Origin of the sequence: Exiguobacterium sp. s22, assembly GCF_018617455.1 — a bacterium.
In the GTDB taxonomy this organism is placed as follows: domain Bacteria; phylum Bacillota; class Bacilli; order Exiguobacteriales; family Exiguobacteriaceae; genus Exiguobacterium.
The window spans coordinates 192,394-209,008 of record NZ_JACSKD010000002.1 but is presented as its reverse complement, the minus strand read 5'-3'; the positions used below and the strand labels follow the sequence as shown (position 1 = coordinate 209,008).

Genomic DNA, 16,615 nt, shown 5'->3' with positions numbered 1-16,615 from the left:
TTTAAGTTAGATTTTCAAGAAACGACCGAGCGATGTCGTCGATCCCCAGATTCCGATGAACGCACCGAGTGCAAGTAACACGAATGATACTTGGACCGTGAGCGTCGATGGATCAATCAACTTAAATATATCACTATTCAATTGATCAAGCGATGGTTGTAAAGCACTATATGCGACGTCATATCCGAAATAAATGACTAAAATCGGGATAAGAGCCCCAAGCATTCCGAGAAGCAATCCTTCGATGAAGAACGGCCAGCGGATGAAGCTGTTCTTCGCTCCGACGAGTCGCATGATTTCAATCTCACGGCGACGTGAGAAAATCGTCATTTTAATCGTATTCGAGATCAAGAACATCGCCATCAATGTCAAACCGACGATCAACGCGAGTCCACCGATGCGAATCCCGTTGAAGAAGGCGAACATTTTATCGATGTAGTCTTTCCCGTACTTCACATCGTCGACATTATCAAGTGAACCGACCGATTTGGCCACTTCTTCTAATTCTGTCGGGTCTTGCGCTTTGACGATGTAACGGGCATGGAGCGGGTTATCTTTTTCTACCGTTCCGTATGCAGCCGCATCGTCCCCAAGTTGGTCTTGGAACTTCTGTAACTCATCTTCTTTCGAGCTGAATGTGACCGTCGAGACGCCCGGCACCTGTTCGATATTCTCTCCGAGTTTCTCGACCGAGTTCTCATCTGCGGTACGTGTGATGAACACTTGAATCTCGACATCGTTCTCGACGTTGTCTGAGATTTCATTGACGTTGAACATGACGAGTGCGAATACACCGACAAGTAGTAACGTGATCGTGACGGCACTGATTGCCGCGAACGACATCCAACCATTACGAAGCGTTCCTTTGAACCCTTCGCGCAAATGGCGCAATCCAGTCTTAAACATCATAGCCATATGCTCCTTTCTCTTCATCGCGAACGACTTTCCCGTTCTCAATCGCAATGACGCGGTGACGAATCTTATCAACAATGTCACGGTTGTGTGTCGCCATGACAATCGTTGCTCCGCGGCGATGAATTTCTTCAAATACTTCCATAATGCCCCATGCTGTCTCTGGGTCCAAGTTCCCTGTCGGCTCATCGGCGATGATCAGTTTTGGTTTATTCACGATCGCTCGGGCAATGGAGACACGCTGTTGTTCCCCACCTGAAAGCTCATCGGGATAGTTGCGTGCTTTATTCTTCAATCCGACCAAGTTCAACACATCCATGACTTGTTTACGAATCGACGACGTCTCTGCTCCGACAACTTCTAATGCGAACGCCACATTCTCATACACTGTGAGTGACGGAAGCAATTTAAAATCTTGGAAGATGACGCCGAGTTGACGACGAAGTTTTGGCACGTGACGGTCTTTGATTTTTCCGACATCGAGTCCGTCAATCAATAGTTGACCGGCTGTCGGTTTCTCCTCGCGATAAATCATCTTCATGAATGTCGATTTACCGGCACCAGAAGGTCCGACGACATAAAGAAACTCGCCGTCGCGAATCTCTAAATCGAGGTCATCCATGGCAACGACGCCGTTCGGATATACTTTACTGACTTTTTGCATCGAGATCATAACGTATTCCCTACCCTTTTTAAAAATTTTTTAAGCATCTATGACGAATTGAAATCAATTGTTTTAGTTACTGTATATTTCGCCTAGAGTCTTTTTTACAGGAAATGATTCCCTCTGTCAAGGTCTCATTGATTGATAATAGCCTGGTCAAAAAAACATCTAGGGCAAAGCTGAAGCGACTACAATTATATCAATCCAACTTTTAAAACACCATTACAGGAGTATTTCAGTTGAATAGCGTTCCGTGTGAAAATGTCGCGCTGAACCTGGCTTTCACCCTGTTCTTTGTGAGACTGAAACCGCATTTCAAAAGGGTGCTCCCTAAGGAACACCCTTCACAAATTCGACAATATTAGTCGTGTGGTTTTTCTTTCAAGGCATCAAATGGTGATTTTTTTCGCTTGCGATATTTGATATGAATCGTCGAGGACTCATAGTCATCAGAAGCCCGGATATCCCGGCTCGAGACACGGACGAACGACCATGCCAAGAGGAACATGATAAAGATGAGCGGGAACCCACCGACAATACTCGCCGTCTGGAGCGTATCGAGACCACCCAGGAACATGAGCGTGAGCGGCATGATCGCAAGGGCGAACGCCCAAAAGAGTCGGTTCCAGACGATCGGCTCGTCTTCGACGTGTTTTTGTGTGACCGACGCCAAGATATAAGACGATGAATCGAACGTCGTCGCCAAGAAGATGATAGCGAGGATGGTAAAGACGCCGATGACGACTTTCCCGAACGGCAACTGTCCAATGATGGCGATGATCGTCGGGGCCGGTCCATTTGCCGCCATATATCCGACGACGTCGAACGTGCCACTCAAGTGAAGATACAGACCGTAGTTTCCGAGAATCCCAAAGAAGAGGATACAACCGAGTGTCCCGTATACCATCGTCCCGAAAATCATGTTGCGAATCGTACGTCCACGTGAGATCCGAGCAACGAACAGTCCGACGAACGGAGCATACACGAGCCACCAGGCCCAATAGAACACGGTCCATGATTCTGGGAATCCAGTCGAGGTGAACCCTCCGAAGTCACCGAACGGCTCCATCCATGTCGCCATCCGGAAGAAGTTATCCATCACGATTCCGACTCCGTTAAATGTCGTTTCCAAGATAAAGCGTGTCGGTCCAAAGATAAGGACAAACGTCAAAATCCCAAGGGCGAGCCAAATATTCAAATCACTCAGTACTTTGATTCCGCCCTTTAGTCCGATATATGAACTGATGGCGAAGATCACCGTACAAATTAACATGATGACGGCTTGCATGCCGAGTGTGACAGGAATTCCGGTTAATTCGTTGACCCCTTCGGCAATCATCGGTGTCCCGAGCGCGAGTGTCGTCCCGGCCCCACCCAATAATCCAAAAATAAATAAGATATCAATAATCTTGCCGAGTGGACCATCCGCCCATCTGCCAATCACGGGACGCACAGCTTCACTTACCTTCAATACGGACTTCTTGCGGACATAGAAGAAATAGGCAATCGGTAAGGCTGGTAACGTATAAATTGCCCAGGCAATCGGTCCCCAGTGGAACATCCCGTATGCCGTCGACCATTGGATGGCTTCCGGTGACTCGGGTGTCAATCCAAATGGTGGTCCTTCATAGTAATACACCCATTCGATGACCGACCAATAAAGAATACTCGACCCGATCCCGGCAGCAAACAACATCGCCGCCCATGAGAATGTACTGAATTCGGGTTCTTCATCTTCACGACCTAATTTGATGTGCCCATTCTTGCTGAAGGCAATAAAGATCAAAAATCCGAATGCGCCTAACCCCATCGCTAAGTACAACACCCCAAAGTTAGAGGTCATGTATTCGTTCGCCGCGCCGACCCAAGCCTTCCCTGTCTCCGGGAAGAAGATGAGCGGCAACGTCACCCCTAACAGTAATACGAACGAGCCGATAAAAGTCGGCCAGTCAATCAACTTAGTCTTCAATTGTAATCACTCCATTTCCATAACGTCTGTATATCACCCTAACAATAATTCCCTAAGCCTTAGGACCCCAAACAAAAAAAGCATGAGGGACCTGTTCGCCTCATGCTTCCAACACTTATTTTTTCTCAGCGAGCCAAGCGGCGACCGCCGTGATTTCTTCATCATCTTCGAGGACGTTCGCAGGCATCGCGCCTTGTCCGTTTCGAATGACATTTTCAATCTCTTCTGCCGACAGACGAGCACCGACTTGCTCGAGTGACGGACCACTCATTCCTTCAAGGTTCGCACCGTGACACGCTGCACAGTTTTGCGCGAAGACCGCTTCTGCATCAATCGATGCTGTGTTCGAGCCCGTATCCCCGTCGCTCGACGTTCCTTCTTCTTCACCGCCGCCACATGCTCCGAGCGTCAACATGGCGCCGAGGCCAATGGCCATCATCCATTTTTTCATAACCGCGTTCCCCTCCTAAGTTGTAGAAATCACCTACATTTACCATTATAGCCGTAAACGTATGCTTTCTAACCTAATCTCACGAAAAGTACACAAAGATTCCACAACTTACGGCACGTTGATATAACGCTTATCCGACGTAAACCCTTGTCCAAGTACCTCGTGTGCCTCGCTAAAGACGAGGAACGCTTCCGGGTCGATCCGACGAATAATTTCTTTCAGTCGGCTCACTTCACTCTGACGGACGACGATCATGAGCATCGGACGGTCCAGACGTGAGTACGCCCCAATCGCCTGAATCTCCGTCGCACCGCGATCGAGTTCCTCAAAGACGGCCCGGACGATGAAGTCCCGTTTTTCCGAGATGATATACGCCATCTTGTCCTGTGTGAACCCAAGCTGGACGAAGTCGATCATTTTGACCGTGATAAATAGTGCAATCAGTGCATAAAGCCCAGTCGAGAACGAGAACGTGAGAGCTGCGGTCAAAACGACCATACCGTCGAGGATGGCGATACAAAGATAGAGCGGGATGTGCGTGAACTTATGTAAAATCTGTGCGATCAAGTCCATCCCACCAGTCGAGGCGCGTCCGCGGAAGATGAGACCGAGCCCGACACCGACACCGACTCCACCGAAGATGGCAGCGAGTAACGTGTCGTTCACGGCAGCCCCGGCATCGATCGCCTCATAAAATAGAATGACACCTGGCAAGAAAATGGAGCCGACGAGTGATTTCACGCCGAACCCGAGTCCGAGGATTGCCCATCCGACGATGAGGAGCAGTACGTTTGCCACGAGCTGAAACGCCCCTGGCGAGATGCCAAACAGTTCATACGTGATGACCGAGATCCCACTCACCCCGCCCGATGCGAGGTTGTTCGGCAACAGGAACAAGCTGAAGGCCGAGGCGACGAATACCGAGCCCGTCAACAAATACAGATAGTCTTTGACGATTTGCTTCATTAAAGAAATTCTCCTTTACAGACAACGTGGCCCAAAGACGGGAGTCTTTGAGCCACATGCATCACATATTTGTTTTACGAAGGTAAGCATCGATGAACGGCATGACATCCCCGTCCATGACACCGCTTGTGTTTCCGACTTCATAGTTCGTCCGGTGGTCTTTGACCATCGAGTACGGGTGGAAGACGTATGAACGGATTTGGCTACCCCAACCGATATCCGTCTTCTCTCCACGAATCTCATCGAGTTTACGTTGTTGCTCGTCGAGTTCGCGTTGATACAATTTCGCTTTCAACATCTTCATTGCCGACTCACGGTTCTTGATTTGTGAACGCTCTGTCTGACATGAGACGACGACGCCTGTCGGCACGTGCGTGATCCGGACGGCAGAGTCCGTCGTGTTGATGTGCTGTCCGCCGGCACCTGACGCGCGGTATGTGTCGATGCGGAGGTCTTCTGTCCGTACTTCGATCTCGATGTCGTCATCGAATTCCGGCATGACGTCACATGACACGAACGACGTGTGACGACGACCTGACGAATCAAACGGCGAGATGCGGACTAAACGGTGAATCCCTTTTTCCGCTTTCAAGTAGCCGTATGCGTTATGTCCGATGATGCGGAGCGTGACCGACTTGACGCCCGCTTCCTCACCTGGGAGGTAATCGACCGTCTCGACTTTCCAGCCTTGTTTGTCCGCGAAACGTTGATACATCCGAAGGAGCATCGATGCCCAGTCCTGTGACTCGGTACCGCCCGCACCCGGGTGCAATTCAAGGATGGCGTTGTTCGCATCGTATGGGCCGTTCAATAGAATTTCAAGTTCAAAGTCATCAAACTCTTTCTTGAGCGCTTGAATCGATTCTCCGAGCTCTTCTTGCATCTCTGCATCCGGCTCTTCCTTGATGAGTTCGAGCGTCACTTCGCCGTCCTCATGTTGGGTCGCGAGGTCTTGATACTTGTCGACCATCGCTTTGAGGCCGTTCGATTCGTCGATGACTTTTTGAGCCTTCTCCTGGTTGTCCCAGAAGTCAGGATACGTCATCTCGTTCTCGAGCTCGGCGATACGTGCCTCTTTCTCTGTCAAGTTGAGCGATGCTCTGTAATTCTCGAGGCGTTTCGCCATCGCCTCTAGTTCGTTCCGAATATCTGAAATTTCCATAGTGTGATTCACCTTTCCGTAGGAAAGAGGCGAGCGGACCCGCCTCTTCAATAATTAAGCCTGTTGTCTACCGTGACAGTTCTTGAACTTCTTACCAGAACCACACCAGCACGGGTCGTTCCGGCCGATGCTGTCTTCTTTCGAACGACGGACCGGTTTCTTCTTGACCGGCGCATCGCTCTTGCCAGAGACAGCAACTTCCTCTTCGACGACTTTCTCGCGTCGGAGGTTGTCCCCGACTTCGGCACGGAGGACGAAGCCTGTCACTTCTTCTGCGATTGCCGCATTCATCGCGTCGAACATGTTGATCCCTTCCGCTTGGTACTCACGAAGCGGGTCGTTCTGTCCGTAAGCGCGGAGGTGAATCCCTTGGCGCAACTGGTCCATATGGTCGATATGGGACATCCAGTGCGAGTCGACGGCACGGAGTACGATAATCTTCTCGAACTCGTTGAAGCGTTCAGGTGGCGCGAGTTCACGCTTCGCCTCATACTGCTCGTTCACGCGCTCCATGAGGAGTTCGACGATTTCTTCACGCTCTTTACCGTAGAAGTCTTTGCCTTCGACCGTTTTTTCGAGTGCGAGTGTTTGGTTTGCCCAATGTGCAAGCTCGTTGATGTTCCATTCTTCTGGCACGAGTTCGATCGGTGTATATTGTAAGACACCGAGTTCAACCGTCTGGGCCATCATCGAACGGACGATATCCGTAACCGACTCGTTCTCAAGGATGCTGGCGCGGTCTTTGTACATGACTTTCCGTTGGTCGGCCATGACGTTGTCGTAACCGAGAAGCTGTTTCCGTGCATCATAGTTGTTTCCTTCAACACGTTTTTGAGCCGACTCGACCGCTTTGGATACCATGCGGCTCTCAATCGGTTGTGTGTCATCCATTCCAAGACGCTCCATCATGCTTTGGAGGCTATCCGTCCCGAAGCGACGCATGAGCTCATCTTCGAGTGACAAGTAGAACTGTGATTTACCTGGGTCACCTTGACGACCTGAACGACCACGGAGCTGATTATCGATTCGGCGTGACTCGTGACGTTCTGTCCCGATGATATAGAGACCACCAAGGTCGACGACGCCTTCTCCGAGTTTGATGTCGGTACCACGACCGGCCATGTTCGTCGCGATCGTGACCGCACCTTTTTGTCCGGCGTTCTCGATAATCTCCGCCTCACGGGCGTGGTTCTTCGCATTCAAGACATCGTGACGAATCTTTTTCTTCGTCAAGAGCTTGCTCAAGTATTCAGACGTTTCAACGGCGACCGTACCGACAAGGATCGGTTGACCTGTCGCATGAACCATTGCAATTTCTTCAACGACAGCTTTGAACTTGCCTTCCATCGATTTGAAGATCAGGTCCGACTTGTCGTCCCGGAGGATCGGCTTGTTCGTCGGAATCGTCACAACTTGCATATTGTAAATATTACGGAACTCTTCTTCCTCTGTCTTCGCTGTACCGGTCATCCCAGCAAGCTTCTCATACATCCGGAAGTAGTTTTGATACGTGATTGTCGCGAGCGTCATGGATTCACGTTGAATCTCGACGCCTTCTTTCGCCTCGATCGCTTGGTGAAGACCTTCCGAGTAGCGACGTCCATCCATGACACGTCCCGTGAACTGGTCGATAATCATGACCTGTCCTTCGCGAACCATATAGTCGATGTCATGATGCATGACCGCGTTCGCACGTAGTGCGAGTCCGACGTGGTGGTTGACAGCGACGTGTTCGATGGCGAACAAGTTGTCGATACCGAAGAATTTCTCGGCGAGGTCAACCCCTTGGTCCGTCAAGAGGACTGATTTCGTCTTGATGTCGACCGTATAATCTTCTTCCTCTTTTAACGTACGGACGAACGCATCCGCGCGTGTATAGAGTTCTGTCGATTTTTGAGCCGATCCCGAGATGATGAGCGGCGTACGCGCCTCATCGACGAGGATCGAGTCGACTTCATCGACGATCGTGTAGTAGAGCTCACGTTGGACACGGTCTTCCTTATAAAGGACCATGTTGTCACGGAGGTAGTCGAACCCGAGCTCGTTGTTCGTCGAGTACGTGATATCACAGTTATAGGCCGCCTGTTTCTCGACACGGTCCATGTTCGACACGTTGAGGCCGACCGAGAGACCGAGTGCGAAATAGAGCGGCTCCATGAGTTCTTTATCTCGTTTCGCCAAATATTCGTTGACCGTTACGACGTGTACGCCACGGCCAGTGAGCGCGTTCAAGTAGACTGGAAGTGTCGCGACGAGCGTCTTCCCTTCACCGGTTTTCATTTCGGCGATGTCGCCGTTATGGAGCACGTAACCCCCGATGAGTTGAACACGGTAGTGACGCATACCGAGCACACGCTCTGATGCTTCACGGCAGACCGCGAACGCCTCCGGCAAGAGGTCGTCAAGTGTCTCGCCTTTCGCCAAACGCTCCCGGAACTCTTCCGTCTTCGCCTGAAGCTGTTCGTCGGACAATGCCTTGATTGGTTCGGCGAACGACTCGATCAAGTCGGCCGCTTTCTCTGCTTTTTTCAACATTCGTTTCTGTGGAGCAAATAACTCTTTCAAAAAGTTCGCCATACTCATATCTCCTCTGCACTCACTAAAAAATGCATGTTTTTTCCCTAATGTACAGTTTAACCGAAGTGGTGCCACCTTTCAAGGAAAGGCAAAAGGAAACGACCCCCCGAAGCCGGGAGGTCGTGTATAGTCAAGTTTATTATTCAGGTTCGATCAAGCCGTACTTCCCATCTTTACGACGGTAGACGACGTTCGTGTTGCCCGTCTCTGCGTCTGAGAAGACGAAGAAGCTGTGACCGAGCATATCCATTTGAAGAATCGCCTCTTCCGTGTCCATCGGTTTCAACGTGAAGCGTTTCGTCCGTACGAGTTCGAGCTCTGCCTCGTCCTCATCATAGACGACCGGTGCATCATCAGGTCCTTCAAGAGACTTGAAGTACTCGCCGACGCCCCCTTCTTTTCCGCGTCCTTTACGGTTGAGTTTCGTTTTGTGTTTACGGATTTGACGTTCCAATTTATCGACGACGAGGTCGATTGCCGCATACATGTCGAGGTTCATGTCCTCGGCACGGAGCAACAAGTTCGGCATCGGGATCGTCACTTCCACTTTTTGTTTCTCGTTATACACTTTCAAGTTGACGTAAGCCGTCTGTGCATCCGTAGGAGTTGTGAAATACCGAGTCAACTTCTCCAGCTTTTTCTCGACATAGTCTTTGATTGCTGGTGTGACCTCAATGTTTTCGCCGCGAATGTTATAAATCATCTGAACTCCTCCTTAAAATAACCGCTTGAACCAATGATTCGTCGAACGAGACGGAATCTCCTGCTTCATTTCTTAAAAAAGAAAGGGGAACCAGGTGGCTCATTCATATTATACCCCGAAAACGCTACGTTTGAAAACGTTATCATCAGAAAATAATGACAATTTTGTTCCGAATTCAACATTTCCTTGAACGAGCGAAAGGTATAGAAAGAAATTACCCATTCCACTCATTTTTAAACGCCTTTTTTTATTATGTAGACAAAATAAAAAGCCGACTCCCAAGGGAGCCGGCTTCGTGGTTTGAAATTATAATTTTACAACGTTAGCCGCTTGTGGGCCACGCTCGCCATCAACGATTTCAAACTCTACGTCTTGACCTTCGTCAAGTGATTTGTAGCCTTCAGATTGGATTGCTGAGAAGTGTACGAACACGTCTTTGCCGCCTTCAACTTCGATGAATCCAAAACCTTTTTCTGAGTTAAACCATTTTACTTTACCTACCATGTGTAAATCCATTCCTTTCACCATTGGAGAATACAGAGGGTTTTCCTCTACGGCTAATCTTACCACCTTCTTGTAAGCGTGACAAATACTTTCTCAATTATTTGTAAACGTTTCGTCATTTGGCTTTCATTGGAATTATATTTCCCTACTTTTCATATTGTGTTGTTGAATTTACATTTTTTGTGATATATCATTGAAGGGATGATTTAGGTTTGTGCCGTTTGTCTTTAGCCGATCCTGAAAATCTAATACGAGGAGGATGGTGCAGCGTATGCGCTCCTACTATTCTGAGGAAAAATATCGCATCACAAAGCGAACCGTGGCGATTCTCCCTTGCTTTGACATCATGAAGCAGTCACGGATCATTCTCGAGGATGGCACCGAGATTTCAACCCCGCTCCGGCCGTACCAGTTGTTGCAACTTTCTTGCCGCCAGTACAACAGCTCGATCGAGGAAAGAATCTTCATCGCCAAACGCGTCGCCGGCGTAAAAGGGAAAGTCCCTGTCGTGATTGAACCGACAAGCGGGCTCGTCTTCTTCCCGACGAAGTCTCCAAAGCGAGACGATTGTGAATGGTATGCCTGGTCCCATATTCGAGACATACTGAACATTGAGGGTGAGCCGAACGGCCTCGTCCTCACAACCGATGGACATCAAATCCAAACGAACGCAACACCATACGTCCTCCGGAACCAACTGAAAGCGACAGGCGAACTCGTCGCCCGGTTCCAACAATCGAACGCGAGCCCCGTGCTCGAGTCCTGACACGCCTTCCGTCGAAAAGACGGAAGGTTTTTTTCTATTGTTTTGCTTCATTTTTTTAAAAAGAGGTCGATATTATGGTCGAGGTGACAAACATGCAAATTCAAGCCCAATCGACCGCCGTCAGTTCGGTCTTACCAGGCATCCAGACGAACCGGACGTACAAGGCCGAGCTCGTCAAACAGACAGGACCCGACTCCGCGATCGTCAAGATCAACGGGGAAGAAGTCGAGGTCACATTTAAAGACGGGCTTCCGAAGACGAACCCGTTCCAAGTGACGCTCGCCGAACAGGACGGTGTCTTAATGGCGACCGTCGTTCCTCCAAAGGAAGAGACACTTGAATCCGCACCACCTGCGTCCGCGTCGTCAAAGCTTGACGCGAAGATCCAGACACTCCTCGCTTCCCTTCCGCCCGAAGTACGAAGCGCGGTCAGCCGTCTGCTACAATCCGGACGCTTGCCGATGAACGAAGACACGGTACGTCTTCTCGAGACGGCATTCAAAGGAGACATGCGAGACGTCATCCTACATTTGAAGACGCTCGATACGCAGGCCGTTCCCAGGGAGATGGCGCGGGAGATCGCTGTCCTCTCTTTGAATGAAGCGAGACAACAAATCACACCGCCGGCGCCGAACGCCCCGTACCCACAAAAAGAGCGGTATGTCGAACTCGTCAATCTGTCACGTCCCGTGAGTGAACGCGTCACGCCGACACCGGAGACGATCGACCGGGTCATCCGTGACCTCACACCATCGACACCATCATCACCGCGTCCGATTGAATCTGAATCGCGCCAAGCGATGCCGCTTCCTCCAATCAACGGGAAGCAAGTGATGGTGAAGGAAGTGACGTCGCATCTTGCGACCGTGACGAACACGTTCCGAAGCGAGCAGGCGACCGTGACGAAACAACTCGGACAAGTCGCCGCGTTGATCGAGACGAATCCGCATGCGGCACGCCCTGCCCTCGAGACCGTCTCGACCCGTCTGACGCAACTCGTCCAAAAGACGGACGCCTTGCTCCATACCGACGTGACGCAAGAGAAACAACTGGTCGCCATGACGGCCAAACTCGACGTTGCGTTGTCATTGCTCGCGACGAAACCACAAGAGAGTGCGACACTCATCAAAGAGGTCCGGGCGGCACTGAATGACTTCCGCTATGCGCCGAACCAGGCACGCATCGAATATATCCCGCACGGAGCGACACGCGCCGGTGAGATGCCGACCGTCGCGCCACTCAAGCTCGATTCGACACTATCCGGACGACACGTCCAGGAAGTGGCACAACGTGTGCAGGCACAGGCACAACTTGCTCAAACAACGTCTAATACGCCAACATCAGCTCTGTCGGTACGTGGAGATACGACAAACCCCGAGGCACAACGTCTCGCTTCGTTCTTCCAAGTGCAACAGACGCTCAACCGTCTCGACGGGGGGCAGCTCCATCAACTCTTATTCGCCTTACCGGCAAAAGTACAGGAAATTGACACGGGGATCCACGTCCATATCCAAAACCGGGAATCCGGTGACGTTGTCGACTGGGAGAACAGTGTCCTCTACATTCGTTTGGAGACCCCTCGCCTCGGAGAGATCGGTGTCAAGCTCGAGGCGAAAGACCGAAACCTCCGACTCACACTCGAACATGACGATGCGACGGTCGAACGTCTTGCCCGTCCCCTTCTCGAGAAAATCGAACAGACTCTCGAGACGATCGGATATAAGAGTGTGACGACCCAGTTCAAACCGCTCACGAAGGCGGAGCGCGTCATCGAAGAGCCTAAGACGGCACCGACGACCGGTTATGACTTTAGAATATAGGAGGTCCCGATGTACCAACGCATGGATTTGACGAAACGAAAGACGGCCGCGGTCGTCCGCTATGACGAAACGACAGACAAAGCGCCCGTCGTCGTCGCCCGCGGGACAGGCGCCGTCGCTGAAAAGATTTTACAGGAAGCACGTGCCCGGGGTGTTGCGGTCGAGAACGACCATTCCTTACTCGGACACTTGCTCGACCTTGACTTAGGGGATGCCATCCCGCCCCAACTGTATGACGTGATGGCAGAAGTGTTGTTGTTGATAGAGGAACTTGATTCGATCAAAGGAGAACAAAGATGAATTCAACCCAACTATATGAGATGAGGCCAGAAGAACTCACGCAAGCGATGCTTCATGCACTCGTTTATCACTATGAACGTGCCCAAGACTCGACGATTGCCGAACGAAACCGTCATCTTCGCCAAGCCCGAGAGCTGTTGGTCAAGCTTCACCAAGGACTTCATGACGGCGGCGGAATCATCGCGGCTCAACTCGATGAGATCTATCTCTACATGGCGAACGCCAGCGTCGAAGCGATCATCGACCAGGATAAGAAAAAAATCGCCGAACTACATACGCTCGCGAGCGACCTCGATCAAACGTGGAGCGAAGCGATGACGCGTGCCAAGACTCAATCTGTCCCGACTGGAGGAAACCGTTATGAAAATTACCAATAACGTACAAGCCTTAAAAGCCTACTCATCACTTTCCCTGAATCAGGCATCGATGAAGAAAACGATGGACCGTCTCTCGAGTGGGGTCCGCATCAATAAGGCGTCGGATGATGCAGCCGGTCTCGCCATCTCGGAGAAGATGCGGATGCGCCTCGACTCCCTCTCGATGGCAGAACGCAACACGCTCGACAGCATCTCGCTCACCCAGACGCTCGAAGGTGGGATGAATGAGACCCATTCCCTTCTCCAGCGCATGCGCGAACTGTCCGTCCAAGCGGCGAACGGGACACTCAGCGAGGACGACGCGAAAGCCGTCCAGGAAGAAATTAACGCATTGACTGCCGAAGTGACGCGAATCGCGGAGACGACCGAATTCAACTCGAAGAAGATTATGAACGGGGAATATATGCAAGGGAAGAGCACGTTATTCTTCCAAATCGGTGCCGGCAACAACGAAGCCGTCATCTTAAATGTACAAGATATGCGAGCGCATGCGCTTGACATCACGACGTTGACACCTGGTGGCGGGGAACTCCCTGCCGTCGATCACGACAATGATCAGGCGACAGCGTCTGAAACATACTACGCGCTAAGCGTATTGACACCGGCGGACGCAGGGGACGCCATCTCGAAATTCGATGCGGCCATCAACAAAGTGTCGCTCGAACGTTCAAAACTCGGGGCCATCCAAAACCGACTCGAGGCGAACGTCAGCGTCGTCGCCATCGGCTCAGAAAACTTGACGGCGTCTGAATCACGAATCCGTGATGCCGACATGGCCCGTGAAATGATGGACTTCGCCCGTCTAAACATCTTGAATCAGTCCGGCATGGCGATGATTGCCCAGTCGAACGCATTGCCGCAAGGCGTGTTACAATTATTGAACTAACCTAAAGAAAGGACGGTTGCCCCTATGGACATTCGTCGCATCATGGAGACGCAATCGCTCCTCGGCTCAAGTAAGGCAAAGCGCCCCGAAGTCGAACCTGGCGTCTCCTTCCAAAACGTGATCGGTCAAAAGCGAGAAGACCGAGAATATGAACGCTTCCAACGTCAAATCGCCGCGATTCATGAACAAGGAGAACTGCTCGCCGAGAGTCAGACCGTCGAGGCGCTCGCCGACTACAAACAAATGATTAAAGACTTTATGAAAGAGGCCGTTGACGCGGCACTCCGTCTCGAGGACAAACGTGGATTCAATCGCCGCGGCCGCGCGAAGATTTATAAGGTCGTCGAACAAGTCGACCAAAAACTCCTCGCGCTGACAGATCAGGTCATCTCGGGTGAGGCCTCTCGCCTCTCCTTACTCGACCAGGTCGGTGAGATTCGCGGACTGCTCGTCAACGTCTATGTGTGAGGTGTCGAGATGGCAGAGCATTTATTTTTGAAGAAAGTCAAATGTCCGTATTGTTTACAAGAAAGTAAGACGAACCGTGTCTTATCACGTCACATCCGTCCACTCGAAGTTGAGAAGGATGGCTACACAACGTATGACGGACCGAACCCGTATTTATACGAGCCGACCGTCTGTGACCATTGTCACCTCGTCTTTCATGACTCGTTCGACAAGGTGCGCAAACATAACCGGGAAGCACTTGAGACGAACTACTTCACTCAAGTGAATCCAGATGTGTTGAAAGGTGACCGCTCGTATGAGCACGTCATCCTCCTCTATAAGTTCGCCGTCATGACGGCCCAGTTGAGCGGACAAAAACCATCTGTCGTCGCCATGCTCGGGATGCGGATTGTGTGGATGTACCGGTTGATTGGGGATGTGGCGTCTGAGAAGGAATGGATGCAGCGGACGCTCGATAAATACAATGAGGTACAAGAAGCGTATACGGACCCGATTCGGACCGGATTACCTTACGACCAGCTCATGTTGCGCATTGCCGACTTGTCGGCCGCGCTCGACTACTACGAAGACGCACGTCGCTGGTATGGGATTCTCTTAAGCAGTAAGGAAGTATCGGAGCGGATCCGGAATCAGGCCCGCGATCATTGGGAAGAGTTTCGGTTGGAGCATGCGTAATCAGAAGTGTGGGACCTCGTGTCTCACACTTTTTGCATAAAAAAAATCGCGCTCATCCACTCACATTCAAACGCAATCGGCACAATTGATGAATAAGAGATTCACACAACATTGACTACCCAGTACCCTCATATCGACTATGCGGTGACGTCTTGCAGGATATATCACACGGAATCTCAATTGCTATAACATTAATTTAATTTTTAGTGGAATAGATATGGGGTATATTCAAAGCAGATACATACGAAAAGGAGGATCTTTTCATGTTTGAAACGCAATATCTCGATACCGTACGTGCGACGTTTAAAAGCCAGAAACAACTCGCTGAGCGTGCGCTCGTCCAAGTGAGTGTAGAGGACCTGCACAAGACACTTGCGCCGGACACACTCTCGCTCGCCTTGATCATCCAACACATGGCGAACAATATGAAGTCGCGCTGGACCGATTTCTTGACGACGGATGGCGAGAAACCGAACCGCAACCGCGACGCCGAGTTCGAGGACCAGCAACTGTCCCGTGAAGAACTCATGGAGGTTTGGGACGAGCGATGGCAGCTGTTGGATGACGTCTTAGCCGATTTGATACCGGATGACTTAGGGAAGAACGTGATGATTCGAGGGGAAGCCCATTCCGTGATTGACGCGATTGAACGTCAAGTGTCGCATTATGGGTATCATGTCGGGCAGATCGTCTATCTGTCGAAGCTATTTGCCGGAAGTGACTGGGATGTGTTGTCGATTCCGTTGCCGCATCAACGGAAATAACAATTCCTGTTGCCACACTTCAACGAGATATTATTTCAATGAAGCACTTTTTTGGACATCAAGACAATGGAATCAGTCAACTTTAATGGGGGTTACAAAATGGATATGACTTTAAAGCAATTGCCTGAGACTGAAATTGCATTTATCAGACGTACGGGTAGCTATTTTGAACCACAGGAGCATTGGGGGAAATTAATACATTGGGCGACGGAACACAACCTTTACCCTCCATCAAGTCAATTTATCGGTATTTCATTAGATAATCCGAACGATGTTGATCCTCATGAATGTAGACATGATGCGTGTGTCACAGTTCCTAAAAACTTTGATAAAACAGGACACGGGGAGATACAATTTAAAATGCTAGAAGGTGGTCAATACATCGTGCACCATTTCTACGATACTCCAGAAAAACTGAGTGAGACGTATAAATATATTTTTGAAGAATGGTTACCAGAACGCGAATATTCAGTGGACGAATCTAGAAATACCTTGGAGTTCAATTTGAACAATCCAGCTGAAGATCCCGACGGAAAATCTAAAGTCGATTTATATGTACCCATTAAGAATTAAGATTTTACAAAATGAAAAACTAAGATACAAGGAACTCTCAAAATATAAGAATCCCTTCGTATGTTCTCTATGCTAACT

At 50.3% G+C, this 16,615-nt stretch carries 18 protein-coding genes; 9 read left to right on the top strand and 9 right to left on the bottom strand.

The annotated features are described in order from the left end of the window. Positions 1-6 precede the first annotated feature (6 nt). The 9 genes from ftsX to cspD all read right to left on the bottom strand — a co-directional run bounded on the left by ftsX (position 7) and on the right by cspD (position 9,908). Positions 7-909, bottom strand: coding sequence for a permease-like cell division protein FtsX (gene ftsX / locus KNO94_RS04895; RefSeq protein WP_214742402.1), 903 nt, complete (start codon positions 907-909; stop codon positions 7-9). After that, complete coding sequence (gene ftsE / locus KNO94_RS04890) at positions 899-1,585, bottom strand: cell division ATP-binding protein FtsE (protein ID WP_214777955.1); 687 nt, start codon at positions 1,583-1,585, stop codon at positions 899-901. Before ftsE ends, ftsX begins: the two co-directional genes overlap by 11 nt. Before the next feature lie 352 nt (positions 1,586-1,937). Next, on the bottom strand, positions 1,938-3,545 hold the full coding sequence (locus KNO94_RS04885) for a BCCT family transporter (protein WP_214777954.1): 1,608 nt from the start codon (positions 3,543-3,545) through the stop codon (positions 1,938-1,940). A gap of 115 nt (positions 3,546-3,660) precedes the next feature. Beyond that, complete coding sequence (gene cccB, locus KNO94_RS04880; protein ID WP_214741651.1) at positions 3,661-3,996, bottom strand: cytochrome c551; 336 nt, start codon at positions 3,994-3,996, stop codon at positions 3,661-3,663. A 108-nt stretch (positions 3,997-4,104) separates the two neighbouring features. Then, entirely contained in the window at positions 4,105-4,962 is an 858-nt protein-coding gene (locus tag KNO94_RS04875) for a YitT family protein (protein WP_214741653.1), read from the bottom strand. 61 nt (positions 4,963-5,023) lie between these two features. Further along, positions 5,024-6,124 carry a peptide chain release factor 2 gene (gene prfB / locus KNO94_RS04870; protein WP_214777952.1) on the bottom strand — a complete coding sequence of 367 codons (1,101 nt, stop codon included), beginning with the start codon at positions 6,122-6,124 and terminating at the stop codon, positions 5,024-5,026. A 54-nt stretch (positions 6,125-6,178) separates the two neighbouring features. After that, entirely contained in the window at positions 6,179-8,701 is a 2,523-nt protein-coding gene (gene secA / locus KNO94_RS04865; RefSeq protein ID WP_214777950.1) for a preprotein translocase subunit SecA, read from the bottom strand. A 139-nt stretch (positions 8,702-8,840) separates the two neighbouring features. Next, positions 8,841-9,404, bottom strand: a complete 564-nt coding sequence (hpf, locus tag KNO94_RS04860; RefSeq protein WP_214741660.1) for a ribosome hibernation-promoting factor, HPF/YfiA family — start codon at positions 9,402-9,404, stop codon at positions 8,841-8,843. A 306-nt stretch (positions 9,405-9,710) separates the two neighbouring features. Then, positions 9,711-9,908 (bottom strand): cold-shock protein CspD, encoded by a 198-nt coding sequence (cspD, locus tag KNO94_RS04855; RefSeq protein WP_012726946.1) that lies wholly within the window; start codon positions 9,906-9,908, stop codon positions 9,711-9,713. Positions 9,909-10,167: 259 nt separating this feature from the next. Between cspD and KNO94_RS04850 the strand changes: the two genes are divergently transcribed. The 9 genes from KNO94_RS04850 (at position 10,168) to KNO94_RS04810 (ending at position 16,537) form a co-directional block, all read left to right on the top strand. Further along, the gene (locus tag KNO94_RS04850; protein ID WP_251125821.1) at positions 10,168-10,674 is read left to right on the top strand and encodes a competence protein ComK; all 507 of its coding nucleotides are present in this window, start codon (positions 10,168-10,170) and stop codon (positions 10,672-10,674) included. Between the two features lie 92 nt (positions 10,675-10,766). Then, positions 10,767-12,494, top strand: coding sequence for a hypothetical protein (locus tag KNO94_RS04845; protein ID WP_251125820.1), 1,728 nt, complete (start codon positions 10,767-10,769; stop codon positions 12,492-12,494). Between the two features lie 9 nt (positions 12,495-12,503). Further along, positions 12,504-12,794: an EscU/YscU/HrcU family type III secretion system export apparatus switch protein gene (locus tag KNO94_RS04840; protein ID WP_012726949.1), complete on the top strand. Its 291-nt coding sequence runs from the start codon at positions 12,504-12,506 to the stop codon at positions 12,792-12,794. Further along, a complete protein-coding gene (locus KNO94_RS04835) occupies positions 12,791-13,171 on the top strand; it encodes a flagellar protein FliS (protein ID WP_214736905.1) in 381 nt (126 codons plus the stop codon). Before KNO94_RS04840 ends, KNO94_RS04835 begins: the two co-directional genes overlap by 4 nt. Further along, a complete protein-coding gene (locus KNO94_RS04830; RefSeq protein ID WP_214777946.1) occupies positions 13,155-14,057 on the top strand; it encodes a flagellin N-terminal helical domain-containing protein in 903 nt (300 codons plus the stop codon). The genes KNO94_RS04835 and KNO94_RS04830 overlap by 17 nt, the downstream gene beginning before the upstream one ends. A gap of 24 nt (positions 14,058-14,081) precedes the next feature. Continuing rightward, positions 14,082-14,525, top strand: a complete 444-nt coding sequence (locus tag KNO94_RS04825; protein ID WP_012726952.1) for a YaaR family protein — start codon at positions 14,082-14,084, stop codon at positions 14,523-14,525. A 9-nt stretch (positions 14,526-14,534) separates the two neighbouring features. Beyond that, the gene (locus KNO94_RS04820; RefSeq protein WP_214777944.1) at positions 14,535-15,200 is read left to right on the top strand and encodes a DUF2225 domain-containing protein; all 666 of its coding nucleotides are present in this window, start codon (positions 14,535-14,537) and stop codon (positions 15,198-15,200) included. A 263-nt stretch (positions 15,201-15,463) separates the two neighbouring features. Further along, the gene (locus tag KNO94_RS04815) at positions 15,464-15,964 is read left to right on the top strand and encodes a DUF1572 family protein (protein ID WP_214777942.1); all 501 of its coding nucleotides are present in this window, start codon (positions 15,464-15,466) and stop codon (positions 15,962-15,964) included. A gap of 99 nt (positions 15,965-16,063) precedes the next feature. Then, positions 16,064-16,537, top strand: a complete 474-nt coding sequence (locus KNO94_RS04810) for an AraC family transcriptional regulator (RefSeq protein WP_074036240.1) — start codon at positions 16,064-16,066, stop codon at positions 16,535-16,537. Positions 16,538-16,615: the final 78 nt, after the last annotated feature.

Coding starts and splice junctions, on each gene's coding strand:
- ftsX (WP_214742402.1), bottom strand. CDS start 909: ATGATGTTTAAGACTGGATTGCGCCATTTGCGCGAAGGGTTCAAAGGA.
- ftsE (WP_214777955.1), bottom strand. CDS start 1,585: ATGATCTCGATGCAAAAAGTCAGTAAAGTATATCCGAACGGCGTCGTT.
- cccB (WP_214741651.1), bottom strand. CDS start 3,996: ATGAAAAAATGGATGATGGCCATTGGCCTCGGCGCCATGTTGACGCTC.
- KNO94_RS04875 (WP_214741653.1), bottom strand. CDS start 4,962: ATGAAGCAAATCGTCAAAGACTATCTGTATTTGTTGACGGGCTCGGTA.
- prfB (WP_214777952.1), bottom strand. CDS start 6,124: ATGGAAATTTCAGATATTCGGAACGAACTAGAGGCGATGGCGAAACGC.
- secA (WP_214777950.1), bottom strand. CDS start 8,701: ATGGCGAACTTTTTGAAAGAGTTATTTGCTCCACAGAAACGAATGTTG.
- hpf (WP_214741660.1), bottom strand. CDS start 9,404: ATGATTTATAACATTCGCGGCGAAAACATTGAGGTCACACCAGCAATC.
- cspD (WP_012726946.1), bottom strand. CDS start 9,908: ATGGTAGGTAAAGTAAAATGGTTTAACTCAGAAAAAGGTTTTGGATTC.
- KNO94_RS04850 (WP_251125821.1), top strand. CDS start 10,168: ATGGTGCAGCGTATGCGCTCCTACTATTCTGAGGAAAAATATCGCATC.
- KNO94_RS04845 (WP_251125820.1), top strand. CDS start 10,767: ATGCAAATTCAAGCCCAATCGACCGCCGTCAGTTCGGTCTTACCAGGC.
- KNO94_RS04840 (WP_012726949.1), top strand. CDS start 12,504: ATGTACCAACGCATGGATTTGACGAAACGAAAGACGGCCGCGGTCGTC.
- KNO94_RS04835 (WP_214736905.1), top strand. CDS start 12,791: ATGAATTCAACCCAACTATATGAGATGAGGCCAGAAGAACTCACGCAA.
- KNO94_RS04830 (WP_214777946.1), top strand. CDS start 13,155: ATGAAAATTACCAATAACGTACAAGCCTTAAAAGCCTACTCATCACTT.
- KNO94_RS04825 (WP_012726952.1), top strand. CDS start 14,082: ATGGACATTCGTCGCATCATGGAGACGCAATCGCTCCTCGGCTCAAGT.
- KNO94_RS04820 (WP_214777944.1), top strand. CDS start 14,535: ATGGCAGAGCATTTATTTTTGAAGAAAGTCAAATGTCCGTATTGTTTA.
- KNO94_RS04815 (WP_214777942.1), top strand. CDS start 15,464: ATGTTTGAAACGCAATATCTCGATACCGTACGTGCGACGTTTAAAAGC.
- KNO94_RS04810 (WP_074036240.1), top strand. CDS start 16,064: ATGGATATGACTTTAAAGCAATTGCCTGAGACTGAAATTGCATTTATC.